Raw genomic sequence first — 15,479 nt, forward strand, 5'->3', positions numbered from 1 at the left:
CCCCATGAACAGAACGCTTGCCCTTGTTTTCTCGGCACTAATCCCGCTGGCCGCGATGGCCGCTGACGGGTCTGCACCTGCTGATGATGAATTTGTCCGCCCGGTCGGCGACAGTGAATTGTCTGAATTTCTGTGGACCCACCGGCCCATAATCGTCTTCGCAGACACGCCAGCCGACCCCCGGTTCCAGCAACAGGTCGACATGCTGCTTGAGGGGGAAGAGGCCATGCGGGACCGAGATGTGGTGGTCCTGACCGACACCGATCCGTCGGCCCGATCCCCGATCCGGTCGCAACTGCGCCCGCGTGGGTTCCAGATGGTGTTTGTCGACAAGGACGGCGTGGTCAAACTGCGCAAGCCCTCGCCGTGGAGTGTGCGTGAGATTGGCCGGTCCATCGACAAAACCCCCCTGCGCGAACGCGAAATCCGCGAGCGGCGCGAGGGCGGCTGAGCGTTTTTGCCACGCCCGAAGGCCCCAGCGCAAAACGCCGGATACCTTTGGAGATATGACAAAAACGCGGTCATGATCACTCGAATTCGATGATCACATCGTCCACGGCAAGGCTGTCGCCGGGGCCTGCGTTGATCTTGGCAACCACGCCTTTCTTCTCGGCGCGCAGGATGTTTTCCATCTTCATCGCCTCGACGGTGCACAGCGCCTGACCTTCCTGCACTTCCTGACCCACCTCGACATCGACCTTTACGATCAGGCCGGGCATCGGACACAGCAGCATTTTCGAGGTATCCGGCGGCAGTTTTTCCGGCATCAGCTTGGCCAGTTCAGCCTGACGCGGACGGCGCACCTGCACCTTCAGGTCAGCACCCCGGTTGCGCACGCGGAACCCGCCCGAGATCTTGCCAACCTTCAGAACCAGCGGGCTGCCATCGACGTCCAGAACGGCCAGTTGGTCGCCCGGTGTCCAGTCAGAGGCCACGCGCAGGGTCGAGCCGTCCTCGAACTTGACCGTCGCGCCTTCTTTGTCGGCGTTGACCTGAACGGCGAACTCGTGACCTTCCAGCGAGACGACCCAGCGCTTGCCAACCTTGCGTTCATGGTTGTCCATCCGGCCCGATACGCGGGTGCGGCGAATTTCGGCCACGCGGTGCATCGCGGCGCACGATGCTGCGATCTGGCGCAGATCGCCCTCGGGTAGGGTGACACCTTCGAACCCTTCGGGATATTCCTCGGCGATGAAGGCGGTGGTCATGTCGCCGCTGATGAATTTCGGGTGATCCATCACCGCAGACAGGAACGGCAGGTTGTGGCCGATACCTTCGACCTCAAAGCTGTCCAGCGCCACGCGCATTGCCTCGATCGCGGCCTCACGGGTCGGGGCCCAGGTGCACAGCTTGGCGATCATCGGGTCGTAATACATGCTGATCTCGCCGCCTTCATAGACGCCGGTATCGTTACGCACGGCGGCCTCACCTTCGGGCGCCTCGCCCTGCCATTTGCCGTTCACCAACATCGGGCCAGCCGCGACCTCTTGCGGCGGGCGATAGCGGGTCAGACGCCCAATAGAGGGCAGGAAGTTGCGATAGGGGTCTTCCGCATACAGGCGGTTTTCGATGGCCCAACCGGTCAGGGTCACGTCATCCTGCGTGATCGACAGGGGCTCACCGGCTGCAACACGGATCATCTGTTCGACCAGATCGACGCCGGTGATCAGCTCGGTCACAGGGTGTTCCACCTGCAGGCGGGTGTTCATTTCAAGGAAGTAGAAGTTCTTTTCACCATCAACGATGAATTCAACCGTACCGGCGCTGGCATAACCCACGGCCTTGGCCAGGGCCACGGCCTGCTCACCCATCGCCTTGCGGGTCGCTTCATCCAGGAATGGCGATGGCGCTTCTTCCACCACTTTCTGGTTCCGGCGCTGGATCGAACATTCACGCTCGCCCAAGTAGATGCCGTTGCCGTGGCTGTCGCACAGAACCTGAATCTCGATGTGACGCGGCTGGGTCACAAACTTCTCGATGAAAATCCGGTCATCGCCGAACGAGTTCGCGGCTTCGTTCTTGGACGACTGGAAACCTTCGCGTGCTTCTTCGTCGTTCCACGCGATCCGCATGCCTTTACCTCCGCCCCCGGCGCTGGCCTTGATCATCACCGGATAGCCGATCTCGTTCGAGATCTTGACCGCTTCTTCCGCGTCTTCGATCAGACCCATGTAGCCGGGAACCGTGGAAACACCGGCGTCCTGAGCGATCTTTTTCGAGGTGATCTTGTCACCCATCGCCTCAATCGCGCCTTTCGGGGGGCCGACAAAGGCAACGCCTTCGGCCTCAAGCGCTTCGGCGAATTTGGCGTTTTCCGACAAGAAGCCATAGCCAGGGTGCACCGCCTGCGCGCCGCTTTGGCGGATGGCGTCCATGACCTTGTCGATCACGATATAGGACTGGTTCGCAGGGGGCGGGCCGATATGCACGGATTCGTCGGCCATCGACACATGCAACGCGTTTTTGTCTGCGTCCGAAAAGATGGCGACAGTGCCGATACCCATCTTACGGGCGGTCTTGATAACCCGGCAGGCGATCTCGCCCCGGTTGGCGATCAGGATCTTATTGAACATGGAACGTCCTTTGGCTTGGTGTTCTGGAAACGCACAACGCCGCCGCAGGGAATGACCCCCACGACGGCGTGATGCGCGATGACGGACGGGGCGACGAAACGCGCCCCGGGAATTTCAGGTTAGCGGCAGGTGTTCTGCGTTTTGCAGTAGAGCACGTTGCCCGCGGCGCCCACTGCGGCCCCGAACAGCGGATCGGCGCTGAGCACGGCAGCGCCAACTGCCCCTGCACCGCCGCCCAGGATGGCCTGTTCGCCGGTTGTGTCGCCGCACGCGGCAAGGCCCGCACAGGTTGCCGCAACAAGGAAGAAACGTGAGAGTCGCATGATGTCTGCCCTTTTTGTCGTCTCGATAGCTTTGAGGGCAGATGCCGGTTTTGGGCCTTGTTATTCAATATCAGACGCGGCATTTCCGCGTTTTGCGCAGATTTATGCCGCTTTACGCCTACAGGCTGCGCAAAGAAAAACGCGGACAGGACTATGTGGGGAACACAAGCCTGCCCGCGGAAGGAAGGGGTACGGAATAGTAGGTGCATGTGCGGCGCAGGCAAAGTAGAGCCGCACGGCTTGAACAGGTTGCACGCCACAATCATGGCCGCAAACAAAGTATTGTTTCCAAGCGAGATTCCGGCTGGAAATTGCCCATCCGGCGAAAATCCGCGCAAAATCGTGCCGATCCGGGGGTCTGACATTTCCGCCAAACGGCGGTGATCAGCAGTCACATTGCTGTTACATTTTTCTCTCTGGCTGAGACTATTCGCACACGCAGCATCACAATCCAATGACTCGCCGCCGTGCAGAAACACGTTCGGATTCATAGAGTTGACCGATCTGTTCACCTTGGCGTGAGAATTTTCCGCAACCAATGCACAATTGCTTGAGAAGTTTGGCTTTTTCGATCCCATTCTCGTGATTTCCTTCACTAACAACTGCGTGAAACGGTGCGAGCGCACACTCGCACACAAGGAAACACCTACATGAAGACCATACGAACCAAGGCAATCCTGCTTGCTGCCTCTGCGCTTTGTGTGACCGGCACGGTTGCTTTTGCCCAGGACGCCTCGCAGGCCGAACTCGACGCGCTGCGCGCCCGGGTCGAAGCGCTCGAGGCCAACAAGTCCGGCCCCGCCAATGGCGACTTCAGAATCGGAAACACCACTCTGGACGTCTACGGATACGTCAAAGCCGACTTCTTCTACGATTTCGATTTCGATCAGGGAGACACGGCTTTTGTGAACGTCATCGGTGAGCCTTCTGCGGCTACTGACGGAACGTTTGGCGCCACGATTCGCCAATCGCGTATCGGTTTGCGGACAAGCACCCCCACCAGCATCGGCGAAATCGGAGGTCAGTTGGAACTGGACTTGTTTGCCAGTGGCGGCGCTGCTGAGCTTCGCCTGCGTCACGCGAACATCACCATTGGTGATCATTGGCTCATCGGTCAGTACTGGACAAACTTCCAGCCGCTGGACACCTATCCTACCTCGGTCGAATTCAACGGTCCGGTTGGTATTCCGTTCGCTCGCGTACCCCAAGTGCGCTACACGAACACCATTGGCGCGAACACTACTTTCGCAGTGTCTGTTGAAGAGAACGTAGGCGGCTCGAACTCGGACGATCCGGTTCTGACCGGTGCGGTGGAGTACAATGATGGCAAGTACATCGCGCGTGCGTCGGCGCTCTACGGCAAGGCTGAGTCCGGTAGCGTCGAGGTGGATCAGACCGGCTTTACACTGTCCGGTTCGATCCGTCCGTGGCAGGGCGGCTTGTTCCAAGTCAACTACGTGACCGGCGAAGCGCTTGGCCCCTACCTGATCGGCCTTGGTGATCCAATCGTCGGCGGGCAGGCCAACGATGTCGACGGCTACACGATAGAGTTCCGGCAGGATCTGAGCCCGAAGTGGAATGTCGGCATCGCCTACGGTCGCGAGGATTACGACCTCCCCACCTCGACCGGCGATCTGGCCTTCACCGAACTTGAGACGATCCACGTCAACGCCTTCTACAAGGCCACCGACAACCTGACGCTCAGCGCCGAGTACATCTACGGTGAGCGGAATGACGTGAATTCCGGCGACACCTTCGATGGCAGCCGGGTACAAGTCGCCGCCCAGCTGAACTTCTGATACCGCAAATCGGCCTCGCCCATTTCTGGGCGGGGTCTTGCCACACCGGACGAGATTATGCGGCATCGGCCTCTGCATGATCAGGCCGCTCCAAACAGATCAGGGAACGACGCACGCGCCGCATCCGGGTCGATCACCAGCAGCGCATCATAGCTTGCCGGATCAAACGGATCTTCCGCCGGAACAACCTCGCGCCCGAACAGCCAGCTTAACCGGCCTGCATCCAGGTTGCCGCGTTCAAACGGCTGATCTCCGAAATGGTGCCACAGCGCTTCCATGAACGCCGCATCGGCCCGCCGGTCCGCCGGTTTGCGATCCCGAAACCGCTCGCGCCGTGTGATCGGGGTCACGCCCTTGGGGTTGGCGCGGCGGATGGTGAATTGAAAATCTGTCCCGGCAAGACGTCCGGGGAATCCACGATGTTTCAGCATGTCGTTACCTCCGTGCCCCGGGTAGCACCAAGACGGGAAATAACACAGCCTTTAGGGGGTGCTTTCATGCGGCGCACCCCGAATAAGGCAGCTTTGGCCTGCGGCGCGCTGACGTCGTGAAACCCGAAGGACATGATCAAAGCCCCTCCCAGATGCAATCTGATGATTCCAGCCGGTAGGCTTCGAAGAATTGGGTGGCATCCGGTGCCGTGTTGCCGAACTCGATCGGGCGATCGGCCAGCGAAATGATCACCAGCGCCGGGTCCAATTCATGCTGCGCAACATAGGCCACCGCCAGCGTCTGGCACAGATGCGCCATGTCCTGCGATGCCACATCATATCCGATCCGTCCCACCGTCGCGCCGATCTTCGGAGCGATGAACCGGAACCGCACCCACAACTCTCCGGGGTTATTGTCCAGCAAGACGTCGTTCAAGTGCACCGGCTGCCCTGACGGAACCGGCAAGGTTACGTCGGATTGCGCAAAGGCGGCGGTGCCAAGAACGGATAGTACCAGACCAATGGCGCGACCCCGGACCCGCCGACGGCAGGCTCCTCCTTCCGGAGTCGCGCGCGCAGTGCTGTTGGCCTGCGCGGTTCTATGTCTGGTGGGACGGATCATTTAACTATTTATCGGCTATTGTCAAACCTGCCTCATTTGGCGGTGAGTTCTGACCTGTTTTTCGCGTTACCCGGCCAAGGGCCGGATGGGGTGGGTTGCCCCACCCCGTAGGCTTACAACGGAATATTGTCGTGCTTTTTCCACGGGTTCTTCAGCTGCTTGCCGCGCAGACTGGCGAATGCGCGCGATACACGGCGGCGGGTCGATTGCGGCATGATCACTTCATCGACAAAGCCACGCTCGGCCGCCACGAACGGATTCGCAAAGCGGTCTTCGTAATCCGCCACATGCTGCGCCGTTTTCTCGGCATCGTCCAGATCGGCGCGATGGATGATCTCGGTCGCGCCCTTGGCGCCCATCACGGCGATTTCAGCAGTGGGCCATGCATAGTTGAAATCGCCACGCAGGTGCTTGGACGCCATAACAACATAAGCACCGCCATAGGCCTTGCGGGTGATCACTGTGACCTTCGGCACGGTTGCTTCGCCATACGCGTACAGCAGCTTGGCCCCGTGCTTGATGACGCCGCTATATTCCTGCTGCGTCCCGGGAAGGAAGCCCGGCACGTCTACCAGAGTCAGGATCGGGATCTCGAAACAGTCGCAGAAGCGCACGAACCGCGCCGCCTTGCGCGAGCTATCAATGTCCAAACACCCGGCCAGAACCATCGGCTGGTTGGCCACAACGCCGACCGTCTGCCCTTCGAGACGGATGAAACCGGTGATGATGTTCTTGGCGAAATCTTCCTGAATTTCGTAGAAATCGCCCTCATCCGCGATCTTGGTGATCAGCTCTTTCATGTCATAGGGCGTGTTCGGATTGTCCGGGACCAACGTGTCCAGCGATTTCTCGACGCGGTCCGGTTCATCAAAGAACGGGCGAACCGGCGGCTTCTCGCGGTTGTTGAGCGGCAGGAAATCGACCAGACGACGCACCTCGGCAAGCGCCTCGACATCGTTTTCGAATGCGCCGTCCGCGACGGACGATTTCTTGGTGTGGGTCGATGCGCCACCCAGTTCCTCGGCGGTCACGACCTCGTTGGTGACGGTTTTCACCACGTCGGGGCCGGTGACGAACATGTAGGACGAATCCTTTACCATGAAGATAAAGTCCGTCATCGCCGGGCTGTACACCGCGCCACCGGCACAGGGGCCCATGATCACGCTGATCTGCGGCACAACGCCCGAGGCCGTGATGTTGCGCTGGAACACTTCGGCGTAACCGGCAAGCGAGGCAACACCTTCCTGGATTCGCGCACCGCCCGAATCGTTGATGCCGATGATCGGCGCGCCGTTCTGCACCGCCATATCCATGATCTTGCAGATCTTCTGAGCGTGCGTTTCAGACAGAGAGCCGCCGAACACGGTGAAATCCTGGCTGAACACATAGACCATACGGCCATTGATCGTGCCCCAGCCGGTCACCACACCGTCACCGGCAGGCTTTTGTTTATCCATCCCAAAATCTGTGCAGCGATGGCTGACAAACATGTCGAACTCTTCAAAGCTGCCTTCATCCAGCAACAGTTCGATCCGCTCGCGCGCGGTCAGTTTGCCACGCCCGTGCTGTGCATCAATTCGCTTTTGCCCACCACCCAAACGGGCGGCTTCGCGACGGTCTTCAAGCTCGGAAAGGATGTCTTTCATGGCGCGTATCCCCTATTAAATTTGGACGGACAGTATATGCAGTTGTGATCCGACCAAAGCCCTTTTCGGCAAATTTGCAAAGTTTTGGCAACTGCATTTTGGAAAACTGTAAAAGTGCAAATTGCTGACGTGGCGGCAGCACCCGTCTGGCATTCCTCGGAACCGCAGCTATACATGTGAACTATGCAGTTCAGAACGTCACCGGCCCGCCGCACACCCCCAAAGATCGGCACACTTGTCTTGCTGTCTGGCCTCGCCGCGCTCAGCATGAACCTGTTTCTGCCCAGCCTGCCGAACATGGCGCTGCATTTCGAGACCGACTACAAGGTCATGCAACTGTCCATCGCGCTGTACCTGCTGGTGAACGCTGTCCTGCAAATCCTCCTTGGCCCGCTGGCTGACAAGGCGGGGCGCAGACCGGTTCTCCTGTGGGGGCTGTCGCTGTTCCTGCTGGCCACGCTGGGCTGTATTTTCGCTCCAACTGCCGAGATATTTCTGGCCTTCCGCATGTGTCAGGCGGTGGTTGTCGTCGGCATGGTCCTCAGCCGGGCAGCCGTGCGGGATCTATACGATCAGGACCAAGCCGCATCAATGATCGGCTATGTCACAATGGGCATGGCGGTGGTTCCGATGATCGGTCCCGCCATTGGCGGATTGCTCGAAGAGACCTTCGGCTGGAAGGCCAATTTCTGGCTGCCATTTGCCTTGGGCGCACTGACGCTTCTTTTGACATATGTGGACTTCGGCGAGACCTCGGCCAAAAGCGGCAAAACCCTGATCCAGCAATTCCGCGAATACCCCGAGCTTCTGAAATCCCCCCGCTTCTGGGGCTATTCGCTGTCTTCAGCGTTTTCGTCAGGCGCATTCTTTGCCTATCTCGGTGGCGCACCCTTCATCGGAACCGAGGTTTTTGGCCTGAGCGCGGCCGAGGTCGGCATTTACTTTGGCGCGCCTGCCGTCGGGTATTTCCTCGGCAACTTCCTCAGCGGTCGGTTTTCTGTCCGCTTTGGCGTCAACCGTATGGTTCTGTGGGGCAGCATTCTGAACGCAACCGGCGTCGCCATTTCTGCGGTCATTTTCCTGACCGGGATGGGGACTGCGCTTAGCTTCTTCAGTTTCATGACCTTTGTCGGCGTCGGCAACGGCATGACCATCCCAAACGCCACATCCGGCGCGCTGTCCGTGCGCCCGCATCTGGCGGCCACGGCCTCGGGCCTCAGCGGGGCGATCATGCTGGGCGGCGGGGCGGGCCTGAGCGCGCTAGCCGGCGCATTGCTGACCGTGGAATCGGGCGCCATGCCGCTGCTTTGGCTGATGCTGACCACCGCCATCCTGGCCATCTGCGCGATCTGCACCGTGATCTGGCGCGAGCGGCAATTGGGTCTTTAACATCGCTTGCCATTGTGGGTTTGCAAAGTTAGCCTGCAACAAAAGTAAAGTTGCAAAGGCATTCCATGGCCACCCAGAAACTCTACGCCGGTGCAAAACTGCGCGAGATGCGCACACGAATGTCCCTGACACAACGGGAATTCGCCGCAAAGCTTGGCGTCTCACTGCCCTACCTCAATCAAATGGAGAATAATAACCGTCCGATCTCGACCACAGTGGTTCTGGCCTTGGCGCAGGAATTTGGCATGGACGTCACCGAGCTTAGCACCGGTGACAGCGAACGCCTCGTGTCGGACATGCGCGAGGCGCTGGCCGATCCGGTCTTTGCCGACGCGGTCCCGCCGCTGGCCGATCTTCGCCTGACGGCCTCGAACGCCCCGGCCCTGGCCCGCGCCTTTATCGAACTGCACCGCACTTACCGCCAGACCCACGAACGTCTGGCATCGCTGGACGAAGCATTGGGGCGCGAGGATGCCAGCACACAGGCCAGCCCCTGGGAAGAGGTGCGGGATTTCTTCCATTATTGCGACAACTATATCGACGCCGTCGACCGCGCAGCCGAACTGTTTGCCAACCGCGCAGAAGAGCCGGGCGGCATACGAGAAGCAGCCCTCAGCAGCCTGTCCGAGCGCGGGATTCAGGTCGTCTTTTCCGATATCGAGGACCTGCGCGTCTACGACGCCGAAAGCAAAACGTTGCGCCTGTCCTCACGGACCGCACCACAGACGCAGGTTTTTCAACTGCTGCTGCAAGTGGCTCTGATCAGCCAGGACAAGCTCCTCGAAGCCACACTGGATTTCGCCAAATTCCAAAGCGAGGAGGCGCGCTCGATCGCCAAAATCGGACTAGCCAATTACTTTGCAGGCGCGTCCCTGATGCCCTATGCCAAATTTCTGGCCGCCGCACAGGATTACCGGCACGATCTGGAATTGCTCAGCACCCGGTTCGGGGCATCAATCGAACAAATCGCCCACCGCCTGTCCACACTTCAAAGACCCGGCGCAAAGGGCATCCCGTTCTTCTTCGTACGCGTCGATCAGGCCGGAACAATCACCAAACGCCACTCGGCCACGCGGCTGCAATTTGCGCGTTTCGGCGGTGCCTGCCCCCTGTGGAACGTTCACCGCGCGTTTGAGACACCCGGTCACTTCCTGTTGCAACTTGCAGAAACGCCGGATGGCGTCCGCTATATCTCGTTGGCCACAGATGTTTCGAAATCGGGCGGATCTTATGGCGCGCCCGTCCGCCGCTATGCCATTGCATTGGGGTGCGAGGTGCGCCACGCCCAAGCCCTGGTCTATGCCGACAACCTCGACATCAACAACGCCAGCGCTTATGAGCCCATCGGCATTTCCTGCCGCATCTGCGAGCGGCAAACCTGCCACCAGCGCTCGGTTCCGCCGTTGGAACGTCGCCTCACCATCGACACCCATACCCGCGGCACCCTGCCCTATCAGGTCACCTGAACTTCACCTGGCTGAAAATATCCCGGGGGAGTCGCGGCCTGCCGCGACGGGGGCAGAGCCCCCGCCACATGGCTCAGGCTTTTGACAGAATCGCCCAGATCTCGTCTTTCAGGGCTGCGCGTTTCTTGCGCATCTCACCCTCAGCCAGATCTTCCATCGGCTCGATATTGGTTTCGGCCCGATGCACGACGCGATTGATCTCGTGATATTCCTCGGCCAACCGGGCGAAATGCGCGTCCGATTGCTTGAGCTGGCTCATCAATTCGACCTTGTCCGGAAACTCTTCGGCCAGTTCATGCGGGGTGTGGGACATTCCTGTTCGCTCCTGAATTATGTTATTGCAAGTCACATCTACAGGTCGCTGCCTCACCCCGCTTTGACGCGGATCAAATCACCGTTGCGCAATGGCCCATTGCGGGTGAATCCACGGGCGATCATTGGCCTTTGGCAACGCGTCTTTACCCAGCAGGTGGTCCGAGACTTTCTCGCCAACCATGATCGACGGCGCATTCAGGTTGCCGTTTGTGATCTGCGGGAAAACCGAGCTGTCGGCGACGCGCAAACCGTCCACACCGATGACACGACCTTCGGGATCGACAACGGACATCTTGTCGTCCGCCCGCCCCATCCGACAGGTGCCGCAGGGGTGATAGGCGCTTTCGGCATGTTCCGCGATGAAGCCGTTCAATTCCTCATCACTTTGAACATCTGCGCCCGGCTGAATTTCTTTCCCCGCATAGGGCTTAAAGGCATCCTGACCAAAGATTTCGCGGGTCAAGCGGATGCAGGTTCGGAAATCCTCCCAATCCTCTTCGTGGCTCATGTAATTGAACCGGATAACAGGCGCATCCTCGGGCCTGCTCGACCGCAAGGTAACTGCCCCGCGCGAGGGTGAGCGCATCGGACCGACATGCGCCTGGAACCCATGCCCCTCGGCCGCTGCCTGCCCGTCGTACCGAACAGCCATAGGCAGGAAGTGGTACTGAATATCGGGATACTCCACACCCGGTTTCGACCGGACAAAGGCCGCGCTTTCGAACTGGTTCGAGGCACCAAGCCCGGTTTTGGTGAACAGCCATTGCGCCCCGATCAGCCCTTTGCTGATCAGATTCCAATGCTTGTACAGCGTGATCGGCTGCAGCGAGGCCTGCTGGATATAAAGCTCCAGATGATCCTGAAGGTTCGCACCCACGCCGGGGCGATCTGCGACCACATCGATCCCATGCTCGGCCAGATGGGCCGCAGGGCCGATCCCCGACAGCATCAGCAGTTTGGGAGAGTTGATCGACGATGCGGCCAGAACCACTTCGCGCCGGGCGCGGATAATTTCGGTCTTTCCCCCACGCACCAGCTCGACACCGGTGGCGCGTCCGTTTTCCATCACCACACGCGCCGCCAGACCGCGGATGATTTCGCAATTGTCCCGTTTGAGCGCAGGCCGCAGATAAGCATTCGCCGCCGACCAGCGCCGCCCTTTCCAGACGGTCTGCTCCATCGGGCCAAAGCCTTCCTGCTGTTCGCCATTATAATCGCCCGTGACTTGGTATCCCGCTTGCCGACCTGCATCGACGAAAGCCTGGAACAGCGGATTTTCGCGAGGGCCGCGCGAGACATGCAGCGGACCATCCGTACCGCGCCATTCGGGATCGCCCCCATGGCCGCCATCGTGCCAGGTCTCCATCCGTTTGTAATAGGGCAGCACATCGGCATAGGACCAACCATCGGCCCCCATTTCCGCCCAGGTGTCAAAGTCGCGCGCATGGCCGCGCACATAGACCATGCCGTTGATCGAGGACGACCCGCCAATCACCTTGCCACGCGGGCAAGCCAGACGGCGGTTGTTCAGATGTGGCTCGGGTTCCGAGCTAAAGCCCCAGTCATAACGCGACATATTCATCGGGTAGCTCAGCGCGGCGGGCATCTGGATGAACGGTCCGGCATCCGTGCCACCATGCTCGATCACCAGAACCGAGGCCCCGGCCTCGCTCAGGCGATAGGCCATCGCGCAACCGGCGGAACCGGCACCCACAATGACGAAATCAGCTTCCATTTTCGGGTCTCCTTTGCCCCCCAGCCCAGATTATCCGTCGCATAATCAATTCGCCTCCGGCGGGAGTATTTTCAAAAAGATGAAGAGGTTATTCGCCGCGCGGGAAGCGCTGGCTTTCCTCGACGATGTTCAGATCCATGTGGTTGCGCATGTAGCGTTCCGAGGCCTTTTGCAGCGGCTGGTAATCCCAGGGGTAATAACCGCCCTGCCGCAACGCCTCGTAAACCACCCAGCGGCGGGCCTGACTGGCGCGGACATCAGCATCGAACCGGTCGAGATCCCAGCGTGCCTCGGATTTGGCGCGCAGGGTTTGCAACGTGCCTGCGTGTTCCGGATTGCCCGCCAGATTGGTCAATTCCTGCGGGTCGTTTTCCAGATCAAACAGTTGGTCCGGGTCCAGCGCGCAGCGGTTGTATTTCCATTTGCCATAGCGCAGCGACACCAGCGGCGCATAAGACGCCTCGGCCGCGTATTCCATTGCCACCGGTGTGGTGCGTTCCTCGCCCTGCGCCAGCGGCACAAGGTTTTCGCCATCGGTCCAGGGCGCGATCTCGGCCATATCCACGCCTGCTAATGCGCCTAAGGTCGGCGTGACGTCGATGGTCGAAACCGGCGTATCGATCCGTCCGGCAGGCAGGTCCGGCGCGGAAATCATAAGCGGTACACGTGCCGAACCTTCGTAGAAGGTCATTTTGAACCAAAGACCACGCTCGCCCAGCATATCACCGTGATCCGAGACAAACATGATGATCGCCTCTTGCCGGGTGCTTTCCAGTACCTCAAGGATTTCGCCGATCTTGTCGTCAAGATACGAGATGTTGGCGAAATAGGCCCGGCGGGACTTGCGGATGTTCTCTTCGGTAATGTCAAAGCTGCGCCAGTCATTGGCATCGAAAATGCGCTGCGAATGCGGATCCTGATTGTCATAGCCAAGGTCTGCGACCTCGGGCAGCAGGTGCTCGCAATCCTCATAGAGATCCCAGTATTTCCGGCGCGCCACATACGGATCGTGCGGATGGGTAAAGCTGACGGTCACGCACCACGGGCGCTCATCCTTGCCCCGGGCCAGATCGTAAAGCTTGGCCTTGGCGTTGTAGGCGACCTCATCATCATATTCCATCTGGTTCGAGATTTCGGCCACGCCCGCGCCTGTGACCGAGCCCATGTTGTGGTACCACCAGTCGATGCGTTCGCCCGGTTTGCGATAATCAGGGGTCCAGCCGAAATCGGCGGGGTAGATGTCGGTGGTCAGGCGATCCTCGAACCCGTGCAACTGGTCGGGGCCGACGAAATGCATCTTGCCCGACAGGCAGGTGTAATAGCCCGCCCGGCGCAGGTGGTGCGCATAGGTGGGGATATCGCTACGAAACTCAGCGGCGTTGTCATATACCCCCGTGCGCGAGGGCAACTGACCGGACATGAAGCTCGCTCGCCCCGGCGCGCAAAGCGGGGACGCCGTATACGCATTGGCAAACCGGGTCGAACGTTCGGCCAGCTTTTTCAGGTTCGGTGCATGAAGCCATTCCGCGGGACCATCAGGGAAGAGGGTTCCGTTCAGCTGATCCACCATCAGGATCAGAATGTTCGGGTTTGTCATTTTTCAGCCTCGAGCAGAGTGTTGAGGACACGCATCGCATGGTTCACGGCCAGTTGCGGGTCTTCGGGCGCGCTGAGCGCCGCGCGGATATATAGCCCGTCGATCAGCGCGGTCATGTCTTCCGCAGCAGCCACCGGATCGTCGAGCAAGGGCCGCAGCCCGACGATCAGGTTCGACCGGATCCGCGCCTGATAGATCTTCCACAACCGCAGCGCATCATCATTGGTCTGCGCGAGAACATAGAATGTCATCCAGGCGGCGATCACATCCGGCGAGAAACACGAAGGGGCAAAACAGGCGCGGATAATGGCCTGCGCGCGCTCGGTCGGGGCGGCAGCTTTGAGCTCGGCCCGTGCCTCGGCCCCGAAATCCGACAGAATCTGTCGCATGGCCGCCAGAAAGATCTGGTCCTTGCCACCGAAATAGTGATGGGCCAACGCGCTGGACATGCCCGCCCGCTTGGCGATCTGGCTGACCGTGACGTCCAGGGATTTCTTCACGCCAAGCTCGGCGATCGTGGCACGGACAATCGCATCGCGACGGATTGGTTCCATTCCGACTTTCGGCATCCCTACCCCCTGAACTGGCGCTACACGCCAAAGCTAGGGCGTTTTTATTGACTCGTCAATCAATAACGAAGCCGCGCCGGGTTACAGCTTGGTCGCGATGCTGGGTGGGGTCACGTCGCGGCGGTTCAGCACAAATTCGCGCCAGGAAATGAAACTGACCGCCGCAAGGATCAACGTACCACCAGCCACCACCCACACGTCAACGCCTTCGTGAAACACAGCGGCGCCCAGCAAGGTCGCCCAGATCAGTTGCAGGAACGTTACCGGCTGCGTCACCGCAACCGGGGCCGCCTGCAAGGCAAGCGTCATGAAATAATGCCCGGCAGTGGCGAAAGTGGCGATCAGGAACAGAACACCGATGTCGCGCAGGCTGGGCGCGCTCCAGACCGCAATGGCGAAAGGGATCAAAGCCAGCGTCGTCCAGATCGACAAATGCGCCACCACGACCGAGGGCGGGATGTCGCGCACCAGCAGCTTGGCCAACAGGTAAGACCCGCCCAGCGTCAGAGCGGTACCGATCATCGCTATGTGCCCGGTCGAGACCTCTCGGAATCCGGGGCGCAGGATGATAAGCACGCCCACCACCGCGACCAGAATGGCAGCGATCCGGCGAAAGGCGAGTTTTTCGCCCAAAAACAGCGCAGCCCCAAGAGTGACGTAAACCGGCGTCATGTAGTTCATTGCGGTAACTTCGGCCAATGGGATCTGGGTCATCGCATAGAACCACAGCATCACTGCGCCCGCATGGATCACGCCGCGTAGCCCGAACAGCGTCAGATCACGTTTGCTGAGACGGGTGGCCAAGATGGATCGCAAGGCGGGCAGCAGAAACACAAGCCCCAGCGCATAGCGCAGAAACGCCGCCTGAATGGGGTCCATCGTCGAACCGAGCGATTTCACCAGCGCGGTCATGACAACAAAGCACAGCCCGGCGGAAAACATCCAGAACATGCCTGCGATCGGGCGGGATGAAACGGCAAGGGTGGTCATGGCTTTGGTTGAACACTGAAACCC

The 15,479-nt window shown here is 59.8% G+C and carries 14 protein-coding genes; 4 read left to right on the forward strand and 10 right to left on the reverse strand.

The genetic code is table 11. The annotated features are described in order from the left end of the window. Positions 1-4 precede the first annotated feature (4 nt). Complete coding sequence (locus ACR0KJ_RS13920; protein ID WP_170454883.1) at positions 5-451, forward strand: DUF4174 domain-containing protein; 447 nt, start codon at positions 5-7, stop codon at positions 449-451. 76 nt (positions 452-527) lie between these two features. On the opposite strand, the gene ACR0KJ_RS13925 is transcribed toward ACR0KJ_RS13920, so the two are convergent. Next, positions 528-2,573: an acetyl-CoA carboxylase biotin carboxylase subunit gene (locus ACR0KJ_RS13925; protein ID WP_480626955.1), complete on the reverse strand. Its 2,046-nt coding sequence runs from the start codon at positions 2,571-2,573 to the stop codon at positions 528-530. A gap of 119 nt (positions 2,574-2,692) precedes the next feature. After that, the gene (locus ACR0KJ_RS13930) at positions 2,693-2,896 is read right to left on the reverse strand and encodes a hypothetical protein (RefSeq protein WP_170454887.1); all 204 of its coding nucleotides are present in this window, start codon (positions 2,894-2,896) and stop codon (positions 2,693-2,695) included. 650 nt (positions 2,897-3,546) lie between these two features. Between ACR0KJ_RS13930 and ACR0KJ_RS13935 the strand changes: the two genes are divergently transcribed. Further along, the gene (locus ACR0KJ_RS13935) at positions 3,547-4,695 is read left to right on the forward strand and encodes a DcaP family trimeric outer membrane transporter (RefSeq protein WP_480585144.1); all 1,149 of its coding nucleotides are present in this window, start codon (positions 3,547-3,549) and stop codon (positions 4,693-4,695) included. A gap of 80 nt (positions 4,696-4,775) precedes the next feature. On the opposite strand, the gene ACR0KJ_RS13940 is transcribed toward ACR0KJ_RS13935, so the two are convergent. The 3 genes from ACR0KJ_RS13940 to ACR0KJ_RS13950 form a co-directional block, all read right to left on the reverse strand. Continuing rightward, complete coding sequence (locus ACR0KJ_RS13940; RefSeq protein ID WP_170624363.1) at positions 4,776-5,126, reverse strand: hypothetical protein; 351 nt, start codon at positions 5,124-5,126, stop codon at positions 4,776-4,778. Between the two features lie 136 nt (positions 5,127-5,262). Beyond that, on the reverse strand, positions 5,263-5,748 hold the full coding sequence (locus ACR0KJ_RS13945) for a DUF6497 family protein (RefSeq protein ID WP_480626956.1): 486 nt from the start codon (positions 5,746-5,748) through the stop codon (positions 5,263-5,265). Between the two features lie 113 nt (positions 5,749-5,861). Further along, entirely contained in the window at positions 5,862-7,394 is a 1,533-nt protein-coding gene (locus ACR0KJ_RS13950; RefSeq protein WP_170519996.1) for an acyl-CoA carboxylase subunit beta, read from the reverse strand. A gap of 183 nt (positions 7,395-7,577) precedes the next feature. Between ACR0KJ_RS13950 and ACR0KJ_RS13955 the strand changes: the two genes are divergently transcribed. Both ACR0KJ_RS13955 and ACR0KJ_RS13960 read left to right on the forward strand, forming a co-directional pair. Further along, positions 7,578-8,783, forward strand: coding sequence for a multidrug effflux MFS transporter (locus ACR0KJ_RS13955; protein WP_170454897.1), 1,206 nt, complete (start codon positions 7,578-7,580; stop codon positions 8,781-8,783). 65 nt (positions 8,784-8,848) lie between these two features. Next, positions 8,849-10,249, forward strand: a complete 1,401-nt coding sequence (locus tag ACR0KJ_RS13960; RefSeq protein WP_170454899.1) for a helix-turn-helix transcriptional regulator — start codon at positions 8,849-8,851, stop codon at positions 10,247-10,249. Between the two features lie 73 nt (positions 10,250-10,322). Here ACR0KJ_RS13960 and ACR0KJ_RS13965 read toward each other — a convergent pair whose 3' ends face one another. The 5 genes from ACR0KJ_RS13965 to ACR0KJ_RS13985 all read right to left on the reverse strand — a co-directional run bounded on the left by ACR0KJ_RS13965 (position 10,323) and on the right by ACR0KJ_RS13985 (position 15,455). Beyond that, positions 10,323-10,562: an HP1242/YdcH family protein gene (locus tag ACR0KJ_RS13965; protein WP_170454901.1), complete on the reverse strand. Its 240-nt coding sequence runs from the start codon at positions 10,560-10,562 to the stop codon at positions 10,323-10,325. Between the two features lie 78 nt (positions 10,563-10,640). Then, a complete protein-coding gene (gene betA, locus ACR0KJ_RS13970; protein WP_170454903.1) occupies positions 10,641-12,299 on the reverse strand; it encodes a choline dehydrogenase in 1,659 nt (552 codons plus the stop codon). Between the two features lie 88 nt (positions 12,300-12,387). Continuing rightward, a complete protein-coding gene (gene betC, locus ACR0KJ_RS13975) occupies positions 12,388-13,896 on the reverse strand; it encodes a choline-sulfatase (RefSeq protein ID WP_170519983.1) in 1,509 nt (502 codons plus the stop codon). After that, entirely contained in the window at positions 13,893-14,465 is a 573-nt protein-coding gene (gene betI / locus ACR0KJ_RS13980) for a choline-binding transcriptional repressor BetI (RefSeq protein ID WP_170454908.1), read from the reverse strand. The genes betC and betI overlap by 4 nt, the downstream gene beginning before the upstream one ends. An 81-nt stretch (positions 14,466-14,546) precedes the next feature. Continuing rightward, a complete protein-coding gene (locus ACR0KJ_RS13985; RefSeq protein ID WP_170519978.1) occupies positions 14,547-15,455 on the reverse strand; it encodes a DMT family transporter in 909 nt (302 codons plus the stop codon). Between the last annotated feature and the right edge of the window lie 24 nt (positions 15,456-15,479).

This window comes from Ruegeria sp. AD6 (genome assembly GCF_056542325.1).